This is a genomic window from Streptomyces sp. B93 (assembly GCF_018070565.1).
Classification (GTDB): Bacteria; Actinomycetota; Actinomycetes; order Streptomycetales; family Streptomycetaceae; genus Streptomyces.
Map to the genome: position 1 here is coordinate 37,774 of NZ_JAGPXL010000017.1, position 21,229 is coordinate 59,002.

21 protein-coding genes are annotated in these 21,229 nt (G+C 71.0%); 18 read left to right on the forward strand and 3 right to left on the reverse strand.

The window, feature by feature from the left end; all coding sequences use genetic code 11:
* Window positions 1–57 precede the first annotated feature (57 nt).
* Window positions 58–822 (forward strand): proteasome subunit alpha, encoded by a 765-nt coding sequence (gene prcA / locus KBY47_RS18495; protein WP_210922264.1) that lies wholly within the window; start codon window positions 58–60, stop codon window positions 820–822.
* Between the two features lie 58 nt (window positions 823–880).
* On the opposite strand, the gene KBY47_RS18500 is transcribed toward prcA, so the two are convergent.
* A complete protein-coding gene (locus tag KBY47_RS18500; RefSeq protein WP_210922265.1) occupies window positions 881–1,900 on the reverse strand; it encodes a LacI family DNA-binding transcriptional regulator in 1,020 nt (339 codons plus the stop codon).
* A gap of 115 nt (window positions 1,901–2,015) precedes the next feature.
* Here KBY47_RS18500 and KBY47_RS18505 point away from each other — a divergent pair, with 115 nt between their 5' ends.
* The 17 genes from KBY47_RS18505 to KBY47_RS18585 all read left to right on the forward strand — a co-directional run bounded on the left by KBY47_RS18505 (window position 2,016) and on the right by KBY47_RS18585 (window position 19,257).
* The gene (locus tag KBY47_RS18505; protein ID WP_210922266.1) at window positions 2,016–3,275 is read left to right on the forward strand and encodes an MFS transporter; all 1,260 of its coding nucleotides are present in this window, start codon (window positions 2,016–2,018) and stop codon (window positions 3,273–3,275) included.
* A gap of 9 nt (window positions 3,276–3,284) precedes the next feature.
* Window positions 3,285–4,646, forward strand: coding sequence for a Pup--protein ligase (gene pafA / locus KBY47_RS18510; protein ID WP_119101884.1), 1,362 nt, complete (start codon window positions 3,285–3,287; stop codon window positions 4,644–4,646).
* Between the two features lie 136 nt (window positions 4,647–4,782).
* Window positions 4,783–5,787 (forward strand): FKBP-type peptidyl-prolyl cis-trans isomerase, encoded by a 1,005-nt coding sequence (locus KBY47_RS18515; protein WP_210922267.1) that lies wholly within the window; start codon window positions 4,783–4,785, stop codon window positions 5,785–5,787.
* Window positions 5,788–5,849: 62 nt separating this feature from the next.
* The gene (locus KBY47_RS18520; RefSeq protein WP_210922268.1) at window positions 5,850–6,221 is read left to right on the forward strand and encodes an FKBP-type peptidyl-prolyl cis-trans isomerase; all 372 of its coding nucleotides are present in this window, start codon (window positions 5,850–5,852) and stop codon (window positions 6,219–6,221) included.
* A 136-nt stretch (window positions 6,222–6,357) separates the two neighbouring features.
* Window positions 6,358–7,335: a YafY family protein gene (locus KBY47_RS18525; protein ID WP_210922269.1), complete on the forward strand. Its 978-nt coding sequence runs from the start codon at window positions 6,358–6,360 to the stop codon at window positions 7,333–7,335.
* An 18-nt stretch (window positions 7,336–7,353) separates the two neighbouring features.
* Window positions 7,354–8,415: a YafY family protein gene (locus tag KBY47_RS18530; protein ID WP_210922270.1), complete on the forward strand. Its 1,062-nt coding sequence runs from the start codon at window positions 7,354–7,356 to the stop codon at window positions 8,413–8,415.
* Window positions 8,412–8,705, forward strand: a complete 294-nt coding sequence (locus KBY47_RS18535; protein ID WP_210922271.1) for a hypothetical protein — start codon at window positions 8,412–8,414, stop codon at window positions 8,703–8,705. Before KBY47_RS18530 ends, KBY47_RS18535 begins: the two co-directional genes overlap by 4 nt.
* A gap of 20 nt (window positions 8,706–8,725) precedes the next feature.
* A complete protein-coding gene (locus tag KBY47_RS18540) occupies window positions 8,726–8,920 on the forward strand; it encodes a hypothetical protein (protein WP_210922272.1) in 195 nt (64 codons plus the stop codon).
* A gap of 296 nt (window positions 8,921–9,216) precedes the next feature.
* Window positions 9,217–9,504, forward strand: coding sequence for a Sec-independent protein translocase subunit TatA (tatA, locus tag KBY47_RS18545; protein WP_210922273.1), 288 nt, complete (start codon window positions 9,217–9,219; stop codon window positions 9,502–9,504).
* A 47-nt stretch (window positions 9,505–9,551) separates the two neighbouring features.
* Window positions 9,552–10,505, forward strand: coding sequence for a twin-arginine translocase subunit TatC (tatC, locus tag KBY47_RS18550; RefSeq protein ID WP_210922274.1), 954 nt, complete (start codon window positions 9,552–9,554; stop codon window positions 10,503–10,505).
* A gap of 31 nt (window positions 10,506–10,536) precedes the next feature.
* Window positions 10,537–11,427, forward strand: a complete 891-nt coding sequence (locus KBY47_RS18555) for a diacylglycerol kinase (protein ID WP_210922275.1) — start codon at window positions 10,537–10,539, stop codon at window positions 11,425–11,427.
* 40 nt (window positions 11,428–11,467) lie between these two features.
* Window positions 11,468–14,317 carry an RNA helicase gene (locus KBY47_RS18560; protein ID WP_210922276.1) on the forward strand — a complete coding sequence of 950 codons (2,850 nt, stop codon included), beginning with the start codon at window positions 11,468–11,470 and terminating at the stop codon, window positions 14,315–14,317.
* A gap of 345 nt (window positions 14,318–14,662) precedes the next feature.
* Window positions 14,663–16,282: a sensor histidine kinase gene (locus tag KBY47_RS18565; protein ID WP_210922277.1), complete on the forward strand. Its 1,620-nt coding sequence runs from the start codon at window positions 14,663–14,665 to the stop codon at window positions 16,280–16,282.
* Window positions 16,282–16,686, forward strand: a complete 405-nt coding sequence (locus KBY47_RS18570; protein WP_247694894.1) for a roadblock/LC7 domain-containing protein — start codon at window positions 16,282–16,284, stop codon at window positions 16,684–16,686. The genes KBY47_RS18565 and KBY47_RS18570 overlap by 1 nt, the downstream gene beginning before the upstream one ends.
* Entirely contained in the window at window positions 16,683–17,108 is a 426-nt protein-coding gene (locus tag KBY47_RS18575; protein WP_210922279.1) for a DUF742 domain-containing protein, read from the forward strand. The genes KBY47_RS18570 and KBY47_RS18575 overlap by 4 nt, the downstream gene beginning before the upstream one ends.
* Window positions 17,089–17,709, forward strand: a complete 621-nt coding sequence (locus tag KBY47_RS18580; protein ID WP_210922280.1) for an ATP/GTP-binding protein — start codon at window positions 17,089–17,091, stop codon at window positions 17,707–17,709. The genes KBY47_RS18575 and KBY47_RS18580 overlap by 20 nt, the downstream gene beginning before the upstream one ends.
* Window positions 17,710–17,772: 63 nt before the next feature.
* Window positions 17,773–19,257, forward strand: a complete 1,485-nt coding sequence (locus tag KBY47_RS18585) for a cytochrome P450 (RefSeq protein ID WP_210922281.1) — start codon at window positions 17,773–17,775, stop codon at window positions 19,255–19,257.
* A gap of 31 nt (window positions 19,258–19,288) precedes the next feature.
* Here KBY47_RS18585 and KBY47_RS18590 read toward each other — a convergent pair whose 3' ends face one another.
* Both KBY47_RS18590 and KBY47_RS18595 read right to left on the reverse strand, forming a co-directional pair.
* Window positions 19,289–20,266 (reverse strand): RluA family pseudouridine synthase, encoded by a 978-nt coding sequence (locus KBY47_RS18590; RefSeq protein ID WP_210922282.1) that lies wholly within the window; start codon window positions 20,264–20,266, stop codon window positions 19,289–19,291.
* Window positions 20,267–20,285: 19 nt separating this feature from the next.
* Window positions 20,286–21,128, reverse strand: coding sequence for a siderophore-interacting protein (locus KBY47_RS18595; RefSeq protein WP_210922283.1), 843 nt, complete (start codon window positions 21,126–21,128; stop codon window positions 20,286–20,288).
* Between the last annotated feature and the right edge of the window lie 101 nt (window positions 21,129–21,229).

A 21,229-nucleotide genomic window follows, 5' to 3' on the forward strand; every position in this document is an offset into this window, starting at 1 on the left:
CGGGCCGGTTGTTGTGAGGGTGATCCAGTGACTTCCACAGAAAGGGACGGATAACCGGTGTCGACGCCGTTCTATGTCTCACCTCAGCAGGCGATGGCGGACCGTGCGGAGTACGCCCGCAAGGGCATCGCCCGGGGCCGCAGTCTGGTCGTGCTCCAGTACGTCGACGGCATCGTGTTCGTCGGCGAGAACCCGTCCCGTGCGTTGCACAAGTTCAGTGAGATCTACGACCGGATCGGCTTCGCGGCCGCCGGCAAGTACAACGAGTACGAGAACCTGCGGATCGGCGGTGTGCGGTACGCGGATCTGCGGGGTTACACCTACGACCGTGACGACGTCACGGCGCGGGGTCTGGCCAATGTCTACGCCCAGACGCTGGGCACGATCTTCTCGTCGGCGGCGGAGAAGCCGTACGAGGTGGAGCTGGTCGTCGCCGAGGTGGGGGAGACGCCGGACGGCGACCAGATCTACCGGCTGCCGCACGACGGCTCGATCGTGGACGAGCACGGCTCGGTCGCGGTGGGCGGCAACGCCGAGCAGATCAGCGGCTATCTGGACCAGCGGCACCGGGACGGCATGACGCTGGCGGAGGCGTTGAAGCTGGCGGTGCAGGCGCTGTCGCGGGACACCAACGGTACGCAGCGGGAGATTCCGGCGGAGCGTCTCGAGGTGGCGGTCCTGGACCGTACGCGGCCGCAGAAGCGCAAGTTCAAGCGGATCACCGGGCGGCAGCTGTCGCGGTTGCTGGCGGAGTCGGCCGAGTCGGCTGAGTCGGCCGAGTCGTCCGGCGCCGGTGAAGGGGAGTCCTCCGAGGAGGAGTAGGGCCCGGTTTTCGTACGTGTGCCCCGGTCGTGGATCTCACGGCCGGGGCACAGGTGTGTCAGGGGGCGCCTGGAGGGGCCGTGGAGCCGCGTACGACGAGTTGGACGGGGATGTCACCGCCGTCGGGTTCGCGGCCGTCGAGGACGGCGAGGAGGGCCTGCATACCGCGTTCGCCGAAGAGTTCGGCGTCGAGGCGGACGGTGGTGAGTTCCGGGTCGATGGCGGTGGCGAGGGCGAGGTCGTCGAGGCCGGTGACGGAGATGTCGTCGGGGACGCGGAGCCCGAGACGGCGCAGGGCCTTGTAGGCGCCCGCGGCGAGTTTGTCGTCGTCGCAGACGATGGCGGTCGGGTGGGGGCCGGTGGGGGCGGTGAGGGCGGCCTCGGTGGCGGTGAGGGCGTCGTCGATGGACAGGGGCGCGCGGGTGGTGCGCAGGGTGGTGCCGGTGACGGCGCCGAGGCGGGTGGAGAGTTCCCGGGCGCGTACGTCGAAGGTCCAGGACGGGATGTCGGCGGCGAGGTGGAGGAAGTGCCGGTGGCCGAGGCCGAGGAGGTGGTGGGCGACCTGGCGGACACCGTCGGCGATGTCGAGGTTGACGGTGGCGGCGCCGAGGCTGCCGTGGGGGTCGCTGTCGAGCATCACGAGGGGGAGCTGGTCGCCGCGGATGGCGGTGAGGGCGTCGGCGGCCATGGAGGAGGCGATGACGCCGTCGAGGGCGGCCCGGGCGGAGTGGAAGGGGTCCTTGGCGGGGCCGATGCCCTCGGGTGAGGGGTAGAGGACGACGCCGAAGCCATGTGCGGCGGCGACGCGGGCGGCGCCGGTGTAGACGCCCGCGAAGAACTCGGTGGTGAGGGCGGGGACCACGAGGAGGACGGTGCGGGTGTGGCCGAGTCGTAGGTTGCGGGCGGCGAGGTTGGGGCGGTAGCCGAGGTCGAGGGCGGCCTGGCGGACGCGCCGGGCGGTGGGCTCGGAGACACGGCCGCGCCACTTGTCGCCGAGGACGAGCGAGACGGCGGCCTGGGAGACGCCGGCGGCCTGGGCGACGTCCCGGCTGGTGGGGCGGGTGCTGCCTGGTGCCACCGTGGGCCTGCTCTCTGTTCCGGGGTGGTGTGCTCTGGACGTGTGAACTGGGCACATGGTACGTATGACGAACGACGTTATACGTAAAACCTGACGAGCCCCGGGAGGGCGGTTCATGGCCACGGGATACCTGGAGATCCTCAGGGCGCGGCACGCCGCCCGGTTGCTGGCGGGCACGCTGGTCGGCCGGTTGCCCAACGCGACGGCGGCGATCGCGATCGTGCTGTTCATCCGCGCGGAGGGCGGCAGCTACAGCCTCGCGGGCGGGCTGGCGGCGGTGTACGGGGTCGCCAACGCCGTGGGGCAGCCCCTGCTGGGACGGCTGGTGGACCTGCGGGGGCAGCCGCGGGTGCAACTGCCCGCGGCGCTGCTGTCGGCCGCGGCGATGGCCTTCTTCGCCTTCACGGGCACGGGGCTGCTGGGCCTGTCCTATGCGGCGGTGGCGGCCGCGGGGCTGTTCACGCCGCCGCTGGAGGGCGGTCTGCGGGCGCTGTGGCCGAGTGTCCTGCGCAAGGAGGACCAGGTGCACACGGCGTACGCGATGGACGCGGTGGCGCAGGAGGTGATGTTCACGGTCGGCCCGTTGCTGGTGACGCTGTGCGCGTCGCTGTGGTCGGCGCAGGTGGCCTTGCTGGTGCTGAACGTCCTCGGCGTGCTGGGGGCGCTGTCGGTGGTGGTCTCGCCGCCGTCGCGGGCGTGGCGGTCGGCGCCGCGCGAGGCGCACTGGCTGGGCGCGTTGCGCTCGCGCGGGCTGCTGGTGCTGCTGGGCGCGTTCCTCTTCGTGGGCGTGGCGCTGGGTTCCATCACGGTCGCCGCGGTGTCGTACGCGGACGACCACGGCGGTGACGTGGTGTACGGCTGGCTGATGGCGGGTCTGGGGCTGGGGGCGCTGCTGGGTGGTGTGGTGTACGGGGCGCGGCGGTGGGCCGGCGCGCCGGAGCGGCGACTGCGGGTGCTGGTCGCTCTGCTGGCGGTGTGTTACGTGCCGCTGATGCTGTTGCCGGGTCCGGTGGCGATGACGGCGCTGTCGGCGCTCGCGGGGGTGTTCCTGGCGCCCGCCATCGCGTGCGCGTTCGTGATCGTGGACCGGCATGCGCCGCGGGGCACGGTGACCGAGGCGTTCTCGTGGCTGGTGACGACGTTCACGGTGGGTGCGTCGGTGGGGACGGGGCTCGCGGGGCCGGTCGTGGAGTGGGGCGGGGCGCTGTGGGGGTTCGCCGTGCCGGGGGTGGCGGGGGCGGTGTCGTTGCTGGTCCTGGTGGCCGCGGGGCGGGTACTCGCAGCTCCGGCCGTGGGGGCGGTCGTTGCGTCTTCATCGGAAAATGATCCAAATCGTGCCGTCGAACCCCGTTTCAGTTCCGGGGATCGGGCGTAATGTTCAGTCATGGACCGCCGCATTTTCGGGCTGGAGAACGAGTACGGCGTCACGTGCACGTTCAGGGGACAGCGCCGTCTGTCGCCTGACGAGGTGGCGCGGTACCTCTTCCGCCGTGTCGTGTCATGGGGCCGCAGCAGCAATGTGTTTCTGCGGAACGGTGCCCGCCTCTATCTCGACGTGGGCTCGCATCCGGAATACGCGACACCCGAATGTGACAACGTGACGGAGCTGGTCACGCACGACAAGGCCGGCGAGCGCATTCTCGAAGGGCTGTTGGTGGACGCCGAACGACGCCTGCACGAGGAGGGAATCGCGGGCGACGTCTACCTGTTCAAGAACAACACGGACTCGGCGGGCAACTCATACGGTTGCCATGAGAACTATCTGGTGGCGCGGCACGGGGAGTTCTCCCGCCTCGCGGACATTCTGATCCCGTTTCTCGTGACCCGGCAGCTGTTGTGCGGTGCCGGGAAGGTGCTCCAGACGCCGCGGGGCGCGGTGTACTGCGTCAGTCAGCGGGCGGAACACATCTGGGAGGGCGTGTCGTCGGCGACGACCCGTTCCCGTCCGATCATCAACACGCGCGACGAGCCGCACGCGGACGCGGAGCGCTACCGCCGTCTGCATGTCATCGTCGGTGACTCGAACATGTCCGAGACGACGATGCTGCTGAAGGTCGGCGCGACCGATCTGGTGCTCCGCATGATCGAGGCGGGCACGGTGATGCGGGACCTGACCCTGGAGAACCCGATCCGGGCGATCCGTGAGGTCAGCCATGACATCACGGGCCGCCGCAAGGTGCGGCTGGCCAGCGGCCGGGAGGCGTCGGCGCTGGAGGTGCAGCGGGAGTACTACGAGAAGGCGGTGGACTTCTGCGAGCGGCGCGGTATCCGCACCGGCACGGTGGAGCAGGTGCTGGAGCTGTGGGGCCGCACGCTGGACGCGATCGAGACGGAGGACCTCGACCGGATCGGCACCGAGATCGACTGGGTCATGAAGTACAAGCTGCTGGAGCGGTACCGCGCCAAGCACAACATGACCATGTCGCATCCGCGGGTCGCGCAGATAGACCTCGCCTACCACGACATCCACCGTCGTCGTGGGCTGTACTACCTGCTGGAGAAGAAGGGGCAGGCGGCGCGGATCTGCAACGACCTGAAGATCTTCGAGGGCAAGTCGGTGCCGCCGCAGACGACTCGGGCCCGGTTGCGCGGTGACTTCATCCGGCGGGCGCAGGAGCAGCGCCGGGACTTCACGGTGGACTGGGTGCATCTGAAGCTGAACGACCAGGCGCAGCGCACGGTGTTGTGCAAGGACCCGTTCCGTTCGGTGGACGACCGGGTGGAGAAGCTGATCGCCGGGATGTGAGAGGAGCGCTACGGGGTACCGCAGGAATCCCGGAACGCAACACGGGCGCCGGACGTTTCACGTACGGCGCCCTTCTCACGCCGTAGAGTTTGCGCGCACCCCATCCGTTGGACCGATCGATTACGAGGCTCATATCGTGCGCCGACGCTCACTTCTCATCGCCGTACCCGCCGGACTGGCGACGCTCGCCGCATGTGGTGACGAGGGTTCCGACTCCGGCAAGGCCAGCGACAGCGCGGCGCCGACCGACGGGGCCACGTCGTCCGAGGCTCCCGCGCCGAAGATCGTCGACGGGCCGTTGCCGGAGGTGACGGCGGGGACGAAGTTCGACGAGAAGCCGACGGTGGCGAAGGGGCCGGGGGAGCCCTCGGACCAGTTGGCGGTGAAGACGCTGATCGCGGGCGGGGGGCGCACGGTCGCTGAGGGTGACTACATCCAGGCGAACTACCTGGGCCAGGTGTGGGACACGGCGAAGGTCTTCGACAACTCCTACGACCGTAAGACGCCGCTGGTCATCCAGTTGTCGCAGGGCAGCATCATCGACGGCTGGCGTTACGCGCTGACCGGGAAGAAGACGGACAGCCGGGTGCTGTTCTCGGTGCCGCCGACCTGGGGGTACGGCGAGGGCGGCAACGAGAACGCGGGCATCAAGGGCACGGACACGCTCGTGTTCGTGGTGGACCTCCAGGCCACGTTCAACTCCCGGAGCTCGGCGGAGGGCACCGACGTCGCCCAGGACGACATCGACGTGCCGAAGGTGGGCACGAACACCGACGGCAAGGCCCCCGCCATCGAGATCCCCGACGCCGAGGCGCCGACGGACCTGGTGGCGAACTACGTCATCGAGGGCGACGGCCCGGAGGTCGGTGCCGAGGACAGCGTGCTGGTGCAGTACAAGGGTGTGCTGTGGGACGGCGGCAAGGAGTTCGACTCGACGTACGGGCGGGACGCGCTGACCTCGTTCTCGCTCCAGCAGGTCGTCAAGGGCTGGGCGCAGGGGCTGACCGGGAAGAAGGTCGGCAGCCGGGTGCTCATCGTGATCCCGCCGAAGCTGGGGTACGGCGACCAGCCGCCGAGCGGCAGCGACATCAAGAAGGACTCCACGCTGGTGTTCTCGGTGGATGTCCTGGCGAAGATGTGATCGCGGCGGGATGTAAGACTGTGTCCGTTGCCTTTCCGTCACACGCAGGGAGCTGAAAGAACGTGAGCATCGACAAGCCCGAGATCGACTTCCCGGGCGGCGAGCCCCCGGCGGAGCTGGAGATCAAGGACATCTGGGAGGGCGACGGCGAGGTCGCGCAGGCGGGTCAGACCGTCACCGTGCACTACGTGGGTGTCGCGTTCAGCACGGGCGAGGAGTTCGACGCCAGCTGGAACCGCGGCACGCCGTTCCGTTTCCCGCTGGGCGGGGGCCGGGTCATCAAGGGCTGGGACCAGGGTGTCCAGGGCATGAAGGTGGGCGGCCGCCGTCAGCTGACGATCCCGGCGCACCTCGCGTACGGCAACCAGAGCCCGACCCCGGCGATCAAGCCCGGCGAGACCCTGATCTTCGTGGTCGACCTGCTCGGGGTCTGATCGTCGTATCCGTTTGACCGGAGTCGACCGGTCGGGGTCCATGCCTGTCTGGGCATGGGCCCTCGGCTTTTGTCGCGGCACCGCGGAGCGGTACGGTCATCGGTCAGAAGCACCATAGGGAAGGCGAAGGGCGTCGATGGCCATTGCCAAGGCCGAGCGGCTGATGAACCTCGCGCTGTGTCTGCTCGGGACCCGGCGACCGCTCAGCAAGCGCGAGCTGCGGGATTCCATCGAGGCATACGTCGAGGCTGTGAGGCCGGGGCAGGGTGCGGCGGGCTCCGAGGACTCCTTCAACCGGATGTTCGAGCGGGACAAGGACGATCTGCGCGAGCTGGGGCTGGTCATCGAGACCGTGGAGAGCCTGGACGGCGAGGTCGGCTATCTCGCGCGCCGGGACAGCAACCGGCTGCCGCCGATCACCCTCGACGCCGAGGAGGCCGCCGCGCTGGGGCTGGCCGCCAAGGTCTGGCAGCAGGCCCGGCTCGCGGGCGCGGCCAGCGGCGCGCTCCAGAAGCTGCGCGCGGCCGGGCTGCCCGAGGACGTCGACCCGTACGAGGCGCACGGCGCTCTGGAGCCCCGTATCCCCGTGCACGAGGCGGCGTTCGAGCCGCTGATGCTGGCCTGCCGCGACCGCCGTCCCGTCGTCTTCGACTACCGCAAGGCCACCGCCGCCCGTCCGGAGCCCCGGCATGTGGAGCCCTGGGCACTGGAGTGCTGGCGCGGGCACTGGTACCTGGCGGGCTTCGACCGTGACCGGGGCGCCGAGCGGGTGTTCCGGCTGTCGCGGATCACCGGCCGGGTGCGCACCCGCAGCGGCCGCTACAGCGCGCCGGTGCCCGATGTGGTGACGGTGCGGGAGACGGTCGCGAGCTGGGCCGGGGAGATCGCCGACCGTACGGCACGGATCCGGCTGCGGTCCGGCTCCGGGTTCCCCCTGCGGGCCAAGGCCGTCTCGGTCCGGGAACTCGGCGACGGCTGGGACGAGTTGGAGATTCCGTACGGGCACGGCCTGGACGCCTGGCTGGTGGAGTTCGGGCCCGATGTGGTGGTCCTGGAGCCGGCCGAGCTGCGGGCCGATGTGGTGGACCGGCTGCGTGCCGTGGCCAAGGGCTGAGGGGGAGCGGAAAAGCAAGTGGCTGGCAAACCGGTCAGGCCCGTGAACGCCATCGACCAGACCCGGCGGATGCTCTCCCTGGTGACCTATCTGCGGGAGCGTCCCGGTGCCCGGGTGGAGGACGTCGCCCGCGCCTTCGGGATCACCGAGGACGAGCTGATCTCCGACCTCGATGTGCTGCCGCTGTGCGGGACCAGCTTCCGCGGCGGTGACCTGCTCGACATCGACACCGACGGTGAGCGGATCTGGTGGCACAACCCGGCCGCGCTCGGCGCTGAGGCGGCGGAGCCGCTGCGGCTGGCCGCGGACGAGGCGACGGCGCTGCTGGTGGCGGCCCGCGCGGTGGCCACCCTGCCGGGGCTGCGCGAGGGCGACCGGCAGGCGCTGCTGCGGGCGACGGCGAAGGTGGAGGCGGCGGCCGGCGAGGCGGCCGGTGCCAGTTCCCGGCTGTCGGTGACGTTCGAGTCGGAGGGCGGGGTCTTCGCGGACGTCGACCGGGCGATCTCGGAGCGGCGCAGGCTGTGGATCCGCTACTACTCCCCGGCCCGCGACGAGGTCACCGAGCGGGAGGTCGACCCGATCCGGCTGGTCAGCGTCGGCCACACCTATGTGGAGGGCTGGTGCTACCGCTCGGAGGCGCGCCGCACCTTCCGCCTCGACCGGGTCGCCGAGATCAAGGTCCTGGACGAGCCGTCCGCGCCGCCCGAGGTGGAGTTGCGGGACCTGTCCGAAGGGCTGGTGCAGCCCGCGGCGGAGGACCCGGAGGTCGTCGTCGAGGTCGGGCCGGGCGGGCGCTGGGTCGCGGAGTACTACCCGCACGACAGTGCCGATGAGCTTCCCGACGGCGGGCTCCGTATCTCTCTGCGCACCCCCGATCCGGCGTCGTTGCGGCGGCTGGCGCTGCGGCTCGGGCGGGACGGCCGCATCGTCGCCCCGCGTGAGCTGGCCGACAGCGCCCGCCGGGCGGCCCGGGAGGCGCTGGCGGCGTACGACGGCCTCGAGGCGGCCGGGGAGGCGCCGCCGGGCGGGGTGCGTGAGGGGCACGACGGCCGGTACGACAGGCAGGAGCGAGGACTGTGAGCGAGTCGGTGACGTCCGGGGCGGGGGGCATGTCGGTGGCGGCCGCGTTCGCCGGGATGCGCAGCGTGGTGCCCGTGGTGTTCAAGGCGGGCTGCCCGGACTGCCGGGGCCGGTTCGAACTCGCCGCGAGCGCGCTGCGGCTGGCGATCGGCGGCAGCAGCCGTACCACCTTCTACTCGTTCACCTGCCCCGACTGTGGTGTGCTGGTCCGCAAGCCCGCGGGCGAGCGGATCGTGCAACTGCTCACCGGCGGCGGCGTCCGCACCCTCCGTCTGCACTCCACGGTCTAGGAGCCTCTAGGCTCGGCGTCATGTTCTGGGCGATGTTCGCGGTGGCGCTGGGGTTTCTGGGGTTGTTGGTCATTGGGGTGCTCGCGGTGCGGGTCTTCGTGGAGGCGGAGCGGCTGGGCAGGCAGGTCGCGGACTCCGCGCGGCGGGTCGACCGGGCCGCCGAGGATCTGGAGCGGGCGGCGGTGAGCGCGGCCCGGTCGGCGGACACGCTGTGACGGCGGACGTCCAGCGTCACTAGGGACGCGCTGTGGGTCCGCTGGAGGGCTTCCGTGAGTTCCGCGGACCGGGGGTCCGGGGGTGGCTTCACCCTGTCGAGTTGGGCCGTGCGGCAGGTACGCTGCTGATCGCGGCCCGGTAAACGAGGCCCGGACCGCGGCCGGGAGTACGCACGGGGATTGCCTCACGTTCACCCCTGAGCGTTACGATCGCTGACAAGCACGGTCGGTCGGACACCTGTCCGACCGGTCGGACAGCACCCACCCAAGCCGCCTCGGTGAGAAGGTAAAGACTTATGTTCGGAAGGCTCGGAGCCCCCGAGATCATTCTCATCCTCGTCGTCATCATCCTGCTGTTCGGCGCGAAGAAGCTTCCGGACATGGCCCGCTCGCTCGGCAAGTCCGCGCGCATCCTCAAGAGCGAGGCGAAGGCGATGAAGGACGACAAGTCCTCCGCCCCGGCCGACCCGCCGCAGCAGCAGGACGACCAGCAGGGCCCCGCCCAGCGCATCATCCAGGCCGCGCCCGGTGACGTGACCAGCTCCCGCCCGGTCACCGAGCCGACGGACACGACCAAGCGCTGACGCAGGGCCGGTGACCTCCGGCCCGCCGCACGAGATGGGAACGTGGGTTGCTGAAGCCTGCCCGCAACAAGGAGAAGGATCCCGAGGGGCGGATGCCCCTCGCGGAGCACCTTCGTGAGCTACGCAACCGGCTCGCGAAGGCGCTGCTGGCGATCGTCCTCGTGACGATCGTCGCCGCCTTCTTCTACAACGACATCATCAACTTCTTCACCGAGCCGATCCTGAAGTCGGTCGGCTGCTCGCAGTCGTTCGAGGAGCTGGCGCGCGCCAAGGACGACGCCGAGCCGTGCGCGCAGATCACCATCAACGGTCTGCTCACCCCGTTCACGCTGGCGCTCAAGGTCTCCCTGATGGCCGGCGTGGTGCTGGCGTCGCCGGTCTGGCTGTACCAGCTGTGGGCGTTCGTCGCGCCCGGACTGCACCGGCACGAGAAGAAGTACGCCTACGCGTTCGTCGCCACCGGCTTCCCGCTCTTCCTCGGCGGCGCCTACTTCGCCTACCGGGTGCTGCCCACCACGGCGAAGGTCCTGATCGAGTTCACGCCGTTCGGTGTCGACAACCTCCTGCCGCTCGACGACCTGCTCGACCTGGTCACGCGCATGGTCGTCGTCTTCGGTCTCTCCTTCGAACTGCCGCTGCTGCTGGTGATGCTCAACTTCTCCGGCGCCATCTCCGGCAAGCGGATGCTCGGCTGGTGGCGCGCCATGATCATGGGCATCACCCTGTTCGCGGCCATCGCCACCCCCAGCACCGACCCGCTGACGATGATGGCGCTCGCCGGGCCGATCTGGGTGCTGTACTTCGCCGCCGTCGCCATCTCGCTGGTCAACGACCGCCGCAGGCGCCGCCGTGAGGCGCTGGGCCCGGCCGACGACGAGGCCTCCGACCTCGATCTCACGCCCGAGGACATCGGTGAGGTCGAGCCGGTCAGCACCGGCCGCGCGGCCCTGCCCGAGCAGGCGAGCACGGACCGGGTCAACGGTTATGACGACGTGACCTGAAGATCGCCGGGTGGCTCGTAGGGTCGCTCCCGTGAGCAGCGAGATCACCATCGTCGTCAACCCCACCGCGGGACGCGGCCGGGGCGCCCACGCGGCGCGGCCGGCCGCTTCGGCTTTGCGGGACGCCGGGTTCCGGGTACGCACCGTCGTCGGGGTGAGCGCTCCGGACGCCCTCGCCCGCGCGCGTGCCGCCGTCGCGGAGGGCACCGGCGCGCTGGTCGCCGTGGGCGGCGACGGGATGGTGAACCTCGCGCTCCAGGCGGTCGCGGGGACGCCCACCCCGCTCGGTGTGGTCGCGGTGGGCACCGGCAACGACTTCGCCCGCACCCTGGGCCTGCCGGTGCGTGACCCGGCCGCCGCGGGCCGGGCCGTCGCGGAGGCCCTCAAGGGGGCCCGGCTGCGCGACATCGACCTCGGCAGGGTCGGCGACCACTGGTTCGGCACCGTCCTCGCCTCCGGTTTCGACTCCCGCGTCAACGACCGCGGCAACCGGATGCGCCGGCCCGCCGGGCGGCTCAAGTACGACCTGGCGATGCTCGCCGAACTCGCCGCGTTCAAGCCGTTCCCGTACCGGATCGGCCTGGACGGTGGTGAGGTGCGCGAGATCGAGGCGACGCTGGTCGCGGTCGGCAACGGGGCGTCGTACGGCGGTGGGATGCGGATCTGTCCCGGCGCGGACCCCACCGACGGGCTGTTCGACGTCACCGTGGTCGGGGACTGCGGCCGGGCGACCCTGCTGCGGGTCTTCCCGTCGGTCTACCGGGGCGGGCACGTGAACCATCCCAAGGTGAACGTGTACCGGGCGGCCCGGGTGGAGCTGGCGGCGGAGGGCATCACCGGGTACGCCGACGGCGAACCGCTCGGTCCGCTGCCGCTGAGCGTGCGCTGTGTGCCCGGCGCGGTCCGGGTCGTAGGCCCCTGAACTGCGCGTATCACCGGATTCACAGCCGCTGATCCGGATAATGATCGTCCTGTTGTCGGTGGGGCCCGGTACGCTCGAAAGTACGATGACAGAGGACCTCTCACCGGCCGAGCGGTACGCGGCAGCCCGGAAGCGGGCTGTCGAGCAGGCCACCGCGCTCGCGTCCTTCCGCGAGATGTACGACTTCGGCCTCGACCCCTTCCAGATCGAGGCCTGCCAGGCCCTCGAGGCGGGGAAGGGCGTGCTGGTCGCCGCCCCCACGGGCTCCGGCAAGACGATCGTCGGCGAGTTCGCCGTCCATCTCGCCCTGGAACAGGGCAGGAAGTGCTTCTACACCACCCCCATCAAGGCGCTGTCCAACCAGAAGTACGCCGACCTGTGCCGCCGTTACGGCTCCGGCAAGGTAGGCCTGCTCACCGGCGACAACAGCGTCAACTCCGACGCCCCCGTGGTCGTGATGACCACCGAGGTGCTGCGGAACATGCTGTACGCGGGCTCCCAGACGCTGCTGGGGCTCGGCTATGTGGTGATGGACGAGGTGCACTACCTGTCCGACCGGTTCCGGGGCGCCGTATGGGAAGAGGTGATCATCCACCTTCCGGAGTCGGTGACGCTGGTGTCGCTGTCGGCGACGGTGTCGAACGCCGAGGAGTTCGGTGACTGGCTGGACACCGTCCGTGGTGACACCGAGGTCATCGTCTCCGAGCACCGGCCGGTGCCGCTGTTCCAGCACGTGCTCGCCGGGCGGCGGATGTACGACCTGTTCGAGGAGGGCGAGGGCCAGAAGAAGGCCGTCAACCCCGACCTCACCCGGCTGGCGCGGATGGAGGCCACCCGGCCCTCGTACCAGGACCGGCGGCGTGGGCGCGCGATGCGCGAGGCCGACCGGGAGCGGGAGCGGCGGCAGCGCTCGCGCGTGTGGACGCCCGGCAGACCCGAGGTCATAGAGCGGCTCGACGCCGAGGGGCTGCTGCCCGCGATCACCTTCATCTTCAGCCGGGCCGCCTGCGAGGCCGCGGTCCAGCAGTGCCTGTACGCGGGACTGCGGCTGAACGACGAGGAGGCGCGCGAGAAGGTGCGCTCCCTGGTGGAGGAGCGGACCGCGTCGATCCCGGCGGAGGACCTGCACGTCCTCGGCTACTACGAGTGGCTGGAGGGCCTGGAGCGCGGTATCGCCGCGCACCACGCGGGCATGCTGCCGACCTTCAAGGAGGTCGTCGAGGAACTGTTCGTCCGGGGCCTGGTGAAGGCCGTCTTCGCCACCGAGACGCTGGCGCTGGGCATCAACATGCCCGCGCGGTCGGTGGTGCTGGAGAAGCTCGTCAAGTGGAACGGCGAGCAGCACGCCGACATCACCCCGGGCGAGTACACCCAGCTCACCGGGCGGGCCGGGCGGCGCGGCATCGACGTCGAGGGTCATGCGGTGGTGCTGTGGCAGCGGGGGATGAGCCCGGAGCACCTGGCGGGGCTCGCGGGGACGCGGACGTATCCGCTGCGGTCCAGCTTCAAACCGTCGTACAACATGGCGGTGAACCTGGTCGAGCAGTTCGGGCGGCACCGGTCGCGGGAACTGCTGGAGACGTCGTTCGCGCAGTTCCAGGCGGACCGTTCGGTGGTCGGGATCTCCCGGCAGGTGCAGCGCAACGAGGAGGGTCTGGAAGGCTACAAGGCCTCGATGACCTGCCATCTCGGGGACTTCGAGGAGTACGCGCGGCTGCGGCGGGAGCTGAAGGACCGCGAGACCGAGCTGGCCCGGCAGGGTGCCGTACAGCGCCGTGCGGAGGCGGCGGTTGCGCTGGAGCGGCTGAAGCCGGGCGACGTGATCCATGTGCCGACCGGGAAGTACGCCGGTCTGGCGCTGGTGCTGGACCCGGGGCTGCCCGCCGGTCGGTCCAACGGGCACCGCGGCTTCGAGCAGCACGACGGGCCGAGGCCGCTGGTGCTGACGGCGGAGCGGCAGGTCAAGCGGCTGGCGTCGATCGACTTCCCGGTGCCGGTGGAGGCGCTGGAGCGGATGCGGATCCCGAAGTCGTTCAACCCGCGTTCCCCGCAGTCCCGTCGGGACCTGGCGTCCGCGCTGCGCACCAAGGCGGGGCACATCCCGGCGGAGCGGCAGCGCAAGCGGCGGTCGGCGGCGGCGGACGACCGGGAGATCGCCCGGCTGCGGACCGAGCTGCGGGCGCACCCCTGCCACGGCTGCAACGACCGTGAGGACCACGCCCGTTGGGCCGAGCGCTACTACCGGCTGCTGCGGGACACCTCGCAGCTGGAGCGGCGGATCGAGGGGCGCACCAACACCATCGCGCGGACCTTCGACCGGATCGTGGCGCTGCTGACCGAGCTGGACTACCTGCGGGACAACGAGGTCACCGAGCACGGCAAGCGGCTGGCGCGGCTGTACGGCGAGCTGGACCTGCTGGCGAGCGAGTGCCTGCGCGAAGGCGTCTGGGAGGGGCTGGCCCCCGCCGAACTGGCCGCGTGCGTCTCGGCGTTGGTGTACGAGTCGCGGGTCGCGGACGACGCGATGGCGCCGAAGCTGCCGTCGGGGAAGGCGAAGGCCGCGCTGGGCGAGATGGTGCGGATCTGGGGCCGTCTGGACGCGCTGGAGGAGGACTTCCGGATCACGCAGACCGAGGGCGTCGGACAGCGGGAGCCGGATCTCGGGTTCGCGTGGGCGGCGTACATGTGGGCCAGCGGCAAGGGCCTCGACGAGGTGCTGCGGGAGGCGGAGATGCCCGCCGGTGACTTCGTGCGCTGGTGCAAGCAGGTCATCGACGTGCTGGGGCAGATCCAGGCGGCGGCGCCCGCGGGGTCGACGGTGGTGAAGAACGCCCGCAAGGCCGTGGACGGTCTGCTGCGCGGGGTCGTCGCCTACTCGTCCGTGGGCTGACGGGGCAGGGCCTCAGGGCCGGGCCGGGGCGGTGACGCCCCGCCCGGCCCTTTGTCGTGGCCGGAGGGTTCCCTCACCCGTGACGGTGAGCGGATTTCGTACGCCCGTACGCCGTCACGGAATGTGTTCCCATGATCTCCGAGCGTGCAAATGGGCTTGAGGCTACTCCTGTCGTCCGGGTGTTTCAGGCGGTTGCGGAATATGACACGGCGATGATCCGGTCGGACTAAGCTCGCCCGCAGCGCACCGAGTTGAGGTGTATTCGGGCGTTTGTTCCCCCTTTGAGTCCTTGAGGTTCAGTCTGTCCCTGAGCCGTCCCCCAGCCGATTTGTCTTAGAGGCCCACATGGTGAGTGTCTATACCCCTCCCCGACACCATGAACTGCCCGACGCGCGATGGCTGTTGGTGCCCGCCATAGTGATGGCGGCGGCGACCGGTGCCGCCGTCGCACTGGTGTCGCGGCCGGCGCAGTACGTGATCGGGGCGTGCGGTGCCGTGGCCGTGCTGCTGCTGCTCGTGCTCGCCGCCGTGGCGGCGCGACGCGGCCGTGTGGTGCGCAATCTCCAGGTCGACCACGCCCGTCACCTCGCGTACTGGGAGCGGCGTTTCAACACCCAGCAGGAGGTGATGGACAACTTCGCCGACGACGTCGTGCCGGAGGCGTTCAGGCGGATGGTGGGCGGCGTCTCACCGGACGAGGTCCTCCGCCAGCTGGGCGACTACCACGAGCGCTACCGGGAACTGCCCGAACCGCTGCGGGCGCTGCTCTACGAGGTCATGCGCATCGTCGACCAGGAGCAGGCCATGCGCGACTCCCTGGCCCGGTCGTTCGTCGACGTCGCCCGCCGCATCCAGGCGATCATCCACCAGCAGAACGACGAACTGCGGGAGATGGAGGAGGATCACGGCACCAACCCGGCCGTCTTCGACGACCTGCTCCGCCTCGACCACGGCACCGCGCTGATCGGCCGTCTCGCCGACTCCGTCGGTGTCCTCGGCGGTGGCCGGCCCGGCCGTCAGTGGCCGCTGCCCGTGTCGCTGTACAGCACCCTGCGCGGGGCGATGTCCCGCATCCTGGAGTTCCGCCGGATCACGCTGGACAACGTGCCGCGCATCAGCGTCAAGGGCATCTACGTCGAACCCGTCATCCACGCCTGCGCGGAGCTGTTCGACAACGCCACCCGTTACTCGCCCCCGCAGAGCAAGGTGCACGTCACCGCGGTCGAGGTGCAGTCCGGCATCGCCATCGAGATCGAGGACTCCGGGGTCAGCTTCAACGAGGAGACCCGCAACCGCGTCGAGGGCCTGGTCGCGGAGGCCATGGAGGGCATCGACATCCAGGAGATCGACAAGGCCCCCCGCCTCGGCCTCGCCGTCGTCGGACGGCTGTGCAAGACGTACAAGATGCAGGTTCAGCTGCGGCCCTCCGCGTACGGCGGGGTCCGTGCCGTGCTCGTCGTCCCGATGAACATGCTCACCTACGAGCGCGGCGTCGGCCTCGCCCACGGCATCGGCGCCATCTCGCTGCCCACCGCCTCGGCCGAGATCCCGCCCGGCCCCAACCGGCCGCCCAAGAAGCGCCGCCCCACCGCCCCGAAGGTGCGGGCGAGCGCCGAGACGGAGGACGAGGGCCCGGTCATCACCGAGTGGACGGAGAACGGCCTGCCGCAGCGCCGCAGCCGGGTGCTCATCCCGCCGCACGAGCAGCGGATCATGGCGTACCGCGCGCAGGCGCAGCAGGAGAAGGCCGAGCGGGAGGCCGCCGAGCGCGCGGCGCTCGCGGGACGGATGCCGGAGCCGGAGCCCGAACCCGAGCCCAAGGAGGAGCAGCCGCCGCCCGGACTGTGGGTCGAGGCCTTCTTCGAGGGACTGAAACGACCGGCCTCCTATTACGACGCCCCCACGCCAGAGCCGACCGACGAGCGGGCCCGCCCCGAGGCCGAAGACGAGAGGGACCCCAAGTGATGGAGTACCGACGGAACATCGACTGGATGCTCACGGACCTCAACAAGGGCGTCCCCGGCATCCAGATGATCGTGGTGCTCTCCGCCGACGGGCTGCGCATCGCCCGCCAGGGCGGTGACCCCGACACCGCGGACCGGGTGGCCGCCGCCTGCGCCGGGCTCCAGAGTCTGGCCAGCGCCATCTCCGACGAGATCGTGACCAGCGACGGGGAGATGCGCATGATCCTCATCGAGGTCAACGGCGGCTACTTCTACCTGATGGCGGCGGGCCCCAACGCCTATCTGGCGGTGCTCTCCGACATCCGTACCGAGCCCGGGATGATGAGTTCGCGGATGCGCGACCTCGTCGCCCGGCTCGGGCCGCACCTGACCAGTCCGCCCAGGCGGAACGGGAAGGTCGTATGACTCCTCCGAAACGACAGCGGCGCCTCCCGGAGCAGGCACCGCCGCAGCCGCAGGCGCCCTCCGAGGCGGACCCGTCGCAGTCCGGCGACGACCCGGACAAGCCCCCCAACCCCGAACGCCTCTTCGTGATCGGCGGGGACGGCGAGCGCGGGCTGCTCGACCTGGTCGCGTTAGTCGTGGCGCGCGCCGAACCGAAGGCCTCCACCACCCCGGAGCAGGCCGCCGTCCTCAGGCTGTGCGTCGCCCCCCTGTCCGTGGCCGAGATCTCGGCCTATCTGAACCTGCCGTACAGCGTGGTGTCCGCGCTGCTCACCGACATGCTGACGGCCGAACTGATCCAGGCGCGCGCCCCGATCGTCCGCCAGGCGCTCCCTGACCGTTCCATCCTCGAAGCGGTGATGCATGGACTTCAAAAGCTCTGACACCGTCCCGGGCCCGCGCACCGAGGACCATCTGCCGCACACCACCCAGGCGGCGGTGAAGATCGTCATCGTGGGCGGCTTCGGGGTCGGCAAGACCACCATGGTGGGCTCGGTCAGCGAGATCAAACCGCTGACCACCGAGGAGACCATGACCCAGGCCGGGGTCGGCATCGACGACGACCGCGGCTCCGACTCCAAGACCGCCACCACGGTCGCCATGGACTTCGGCCGTATCAGCCTCACCCGGGAACTCGTGCTGTACCTCTTCGGCACCCCCGGCCAGGAACGCTTCTGGTTCCTGTGGAACGGGCTGTTCGAGGGCGCGCTGGGCGCGGTCGTCCTGGTCGACACCCGCCGTCTGGAGGTCAGCTACGACGTCATGGGGCGGCTGGAGGAGCGCGGGGTGCCGTTCGTGGTGGCCATCAACACCTTCCCGGACGCGCCCCGTTACCCCCTCGACGAACTGCGCACCGCGCTCGACCTGGCCCCCGAGATCCCGATCGTGGAGTGCGACGCCCGGCGCCGTGCCTCCAGCCGCGACACGCTGATGACCCTGATGCGCTTCCTGTACGCCCTCACCACGCGCGGCGCGCTCACCTGACGCGGCACGCCGCGCGGCCGGTCCCGGTACGCCCCGTACCCGAGCTTTCGAAAGCGACTCGCTGTGACGTCTGAATCCCCAACCCCGACCGATGCGGCCGACTCCGCCATCGGTCCGCCGCCCGAATGCCCCGCGCACGCCCTCGGTCCCGGGGGAGTGCACCGACTGTACGGCCCGGGGGCGGCGGACCTCCGCTCCCTCTACGAGACCCTGCGCGAGCAGCACGGCCCCGTGGCACCCGTGCTGCTGCACGACGACGTACCGATGTGGGTGGTCCTCGGCCACGCGGAGAACCTGCAACTGGTGCGTTCGCCCACCCAGTTCTCCCGCGACAGCCGCATCTGGACGCCGCTGCGGGACGGCGCGGTCAAGCCCGACCACCCGCTCATGCCGCACATCGCCTGGCAGCCGATCTGCTCGCACGCCGAGGGCGACGAGCACAAGCGGCTGCGCGGCGCGGTCAACGGCGCCATGACGACCATCGACTTCCGCAGCCTGAGGCGGCACATCAACCGCTACAGCCAGATGCTCGTCAACCGCTTCTGCGAGGAGGGCGAGGCCGACCTCGTCGGCGAGTTCGCCGACCATCTGCCGATGGCGGTGATGTGCGAACTGCTCGGCATGGCCCGCGAGTACGACGACCGGATCGTGCACGCCGCCCGCGACATGCTCAAGGGCACCGAGACCGCCATCGCCAGCAACCAGTACATCGTGGACGCGCTGGGGCGGCTCGCCGCCGAGCGCCGGGCCCGGCCCGGCAAGGACCTGGCCAGCTACCTCATCACCCACCCCGCCGGGCTCACCGACGAGGAGGTCCGTGAACACCTGCGGGTGGTGCTCATCGCCGCCTACGAGGCCACCGCCAACCTGCTAGCCAACGCGCTGCGCATGGTCCTCACGGACCGGCGCTTCCGCGCCAAGCTCAACGGCGGCCAGCTCACCGTGCCCGAGGCGGTCGAGCAGTCGCTGTGGGACGAGCCGCCGTTCAGCACCGTCTTCGCCTACTTCGCCAAGCAGGACACCGAGCTGGGCGGGCAGCGCATCCGGCGCGGCGACGGACTGCTGTTCGCGCCCGCCCCGGGCAACGTCGACCCCCGGGTGCGGCCCGACCTCACCGAGGGCATGCAGGGCAACCGCTCGCACCTGTCCTTCGGCGGCGGGCCGCACGAGTGTCCCGGGCAGGACATCGGCCGCGCCATCGCCGACGTCGGCGTGGACGCGCTGCTGCTGCGGCTGCCGGACGTGGAGCTGGCCTGCCCGGCGGAGGAACTGCGCTGGACGGAGTCCATCTCCTCCCGGCACCTGGTGGAACTCCCCGTGGTCTTCGAACCCCGCGAGCAGCAGGACGTGTTCCAGAAGCCCTCCCTGCACGCGCTGCCGCGGCAGCGCTCCGTCTGGGAGATCAGCACCGGCGACAGCAGGCCCAGCGTCCCCGGCTCCGCGGCGCAGCCCCCGCCGCCGGTACCGGTCGAGCCCGCCCTGCCACCGGAGCCCGTGGCCCGGGGCGGGGCCTGGCAGCGGCTGATGCGCTGGTGGCGGGGGTACTGAGCGGCGCTCCCGCGAACACCCTGCGGGAGTGTCAGCGGGCCGTCGGGCCGGGGGACCGGCCGACGGCCCACTCCGGGTACGCGGACCACGCCTGGAGCGTCCGCCCGCTGCGGAAGCGGTGCCGTGCGCCGGTGACCGGGTCGGTGAACTCCAGCTCCCGGGCGAGCAGTTGGAGCGGTCGGCCGAAGTCGCCGGGTGGCACGGGCGGCGCCACCACGGGGTACAGGGGGTCGCCCAGGACCGGCACCCCGAGGGCGTTCATATGGACGCGCAGCTGGTGGGTCTGGCCGGTGGCGGGCAGCAGCCGGTAGCGGGCCGTGCCGTGCTCGGCGTGCGTCCGGAGCAGCTCGACCGTGCTCACCGCGTTCGGCTCGCCCGCCACCTCATGGGCCGTCAGCGAGCCGCGTTCCTTCACGATCCGGCTGCGCACCGTCCGGGGCAGGGCGAGCGCCGGGTCGTACGGTGCCACGGCCTCGTACTCCTTGTGGACCCGCCGGTCCCGGAACAGCGTCTGGTAGGCGCCGCGTTCCTCGGGCCGCACCGTGAACAGCACCAGGCCCGCCGTGAGCCGGTCCAGCCGGTGCGCGGCGCTCAGGGTGGGGATGCCCAGGTCGCGGCGGAGCCGGGCGAGCGCGGTCTCGGTGACATGGCTGCCGCGCGGGGTGGTGGCCAGGAAGTGCGGCTTGTCGGCGACGACGATGTGCTCGTCGCGGTGCACCACCGTGAGCGGGAACGGCACCGGCACCTCGGCGGGCAGCTCCCGGTGGAACCACACATGCGTTCCCGGGGCGTAGGCCGCGTCCGGTGCCACGGGCCGTCCGTCCGCGCCGACGATCAGGCCGGAGGCCAGCATCGCGTCGATCTCACCGGGGCCCGCCCCGGTGAGCCGGGCCACCAGGTAGTCGCGGACGGTGGACCAGGCGCCGTCCGCGGGCATCCGCACCCGCACGGGGTCGATGCCGTCGCGCTGGGGGAGCGGTGGGGGCGGAGCGGGGGTTCTGCGTCTCATGGTGCGCCGGCCGGCCGGGCTAGGCGGCCGGCGCGCCCTCCTGCTCGGCCTCGATCCGGGCGTTCCAGTCGCGCTTGGACTGCTGCCAGCCGTCCTCGTTGTGCCCGAGGCGCCAGTAGCCGGAGACGGAGAGGTCCTCGCGGGGGATCTGGTGGTCCACCCGCAGCAGGCGGCGCAGTTCCCGCACCCAGGTCGCCTCGCCGTGCACGAAGGCGTGCACACGGCCCTCCGGGAAGGACAGGGCGCGTACGGCGGCCAGCAGGGCCTCGCCGATCGGCCGGTCGCCGCGGTGCAGCCAGACCACCTCCGCGTCGGAGTCGATCTTCTGCTCCTCCTCGGGCCCGGCGATCTCCACCAGGGCGCGGACCTCGGAGCCGTCGGGCAGCGCCTCCAGGGCGGCGGCGATGGCGGGCAGGGCGCTCTCGTCGCCGACGAGGAGGTGCCAGTCGGCGTCCGGGTCGGGGGCGTAGGCGCCGCCGGGGCCCATGAAGCGGATGGTGTCGCCGGGGCGGGCGTGGGTGGCCCAGGGGCCCGCCAGGCCCTCGTCGCCGTGCAGGACGAAGTCCAGGGTCAGCTCGCGCAGGGCGGGGTCCCAGGCGCGCACCGTGTAGGTGCGGGTCACCGGCCACTGGTCGCGGGGGAACTCCTCGCGGATGCGCTCCATGTCGAAAGGCTCGGGATAGGTCACGCCCTCGGCCGGGAAGAGCAGCTTCACATAGTGGTCGGTGCAGGCGCCCGCCGAGAACTCGGCCAGTCCCTCGCCGCCGAGCACCACGCGCTGCATGTGCGGAGTGAGCCGTTCGGTGCGAACGACCTGCGCGGAGTGGGCCCTGCGCGGCTTGCGGGCCGGACGTTCTGCCATGGCGGCCTCCCTGCTGTCCCGTGCTTAGGTTTACCTAAGTTAGCACTTCCTTCCTGTGGACAGCTCTTCAGTCGCTCTTCCGGTCCCGCCGCGCACGGGAC

What these genes read in the sequence shown, in the direction of transcription:
- KBY47_RS18565 (WP_210922277.1), top strand. Translation starts at nt 14,663, where the DNA reads ATGGTGAGTGTCTATACCCCTCCCCGACACCATGAACTGCCCGACGCG.
- KBY47_RS18570 (WP_247694894.1), top strand. Translation starts at nt 16,282, where the DNA reads ATGGAGTACCGACGGAACATCGACTGGATGCTCACGGACCTCAACAAG.
- KBY47_RS18505 (WP_210922266.1), top strand. Translation starts at nt 2,016, where the DNA reads ATGGCCACGGGATACCTGGAGATCCTCAGGGCGCGGCACGCCGCCCGG.
- pafA (WP_119101884.1), top strand. Translation starts at nt 3,285, where the DNA reads ATGGACCGCCGCATTTTCGGGCTGGAGAACGAGTACGGCGTCACGTGC.
- KBY47_RS18560 (WP_210922276.1), top strand. Translation starts at nt 11,468, where the DNA reads ATGATCGTCCTGTTGTCGGTGGGGCCCGGTACGCTCGAAAGTACGATG.
- KBY47_RS18580 (WP_210922280.1), top strand. Translation starts at nt 17,089, where the DNA reads ATGGACTTCAAAAGCTCTGACACCGTCCCGGGCCCGCGCACCGAGGAC.
- KBY47_RS18575 (WP_210922279.1), top strand. Translation starts at nt 16,683, where the DNA reads ATGACTCCTCCGAAACGACAGCGGCGCCTCCCGGAGCAGGCACCGCCG.
- KBY47_RS18595 (WP_210922283.1), bottom strand. Translation starts at nt 21,128, where the DNA reads ATGGCAGAACGTCCGGCCCGCAAGCCGCGCAGGGCCCACTCCGCGCAG.
- KBY47_RS18525 (WP_210922269.1), top strand. Translation starts at nt 6,358, where the DNA reads ATGGCCATTGCCAAGGCCGAGCGGCTGATGAACCTCGCGCTGTGTCTG.
- tatA (WP_210922273.1), top strand. Translation starts at nt 9,217, where the DNA reads ATGTTCGGAAGGCTCGGAGCCCCCGAGATCATTCTCATCCTCGTCGTC.
- KBY47_RS18590 (WP_210922282.1), bottom strand. Translation starts at nt 20,266, where the DNA reads ATGAGACGCAGAACCCCCGCTCCGCCCCCACCGCTCCCCCAGCGCGAC.
- KBY47_RS18540 (WP_210922272.1), top strand. Translation starts at nt 8,726, where the DNA reads ATGTTCTGGGCGATGTTCGCGGTGGCGCTGGGGTTTCTGGGGTTGTTG.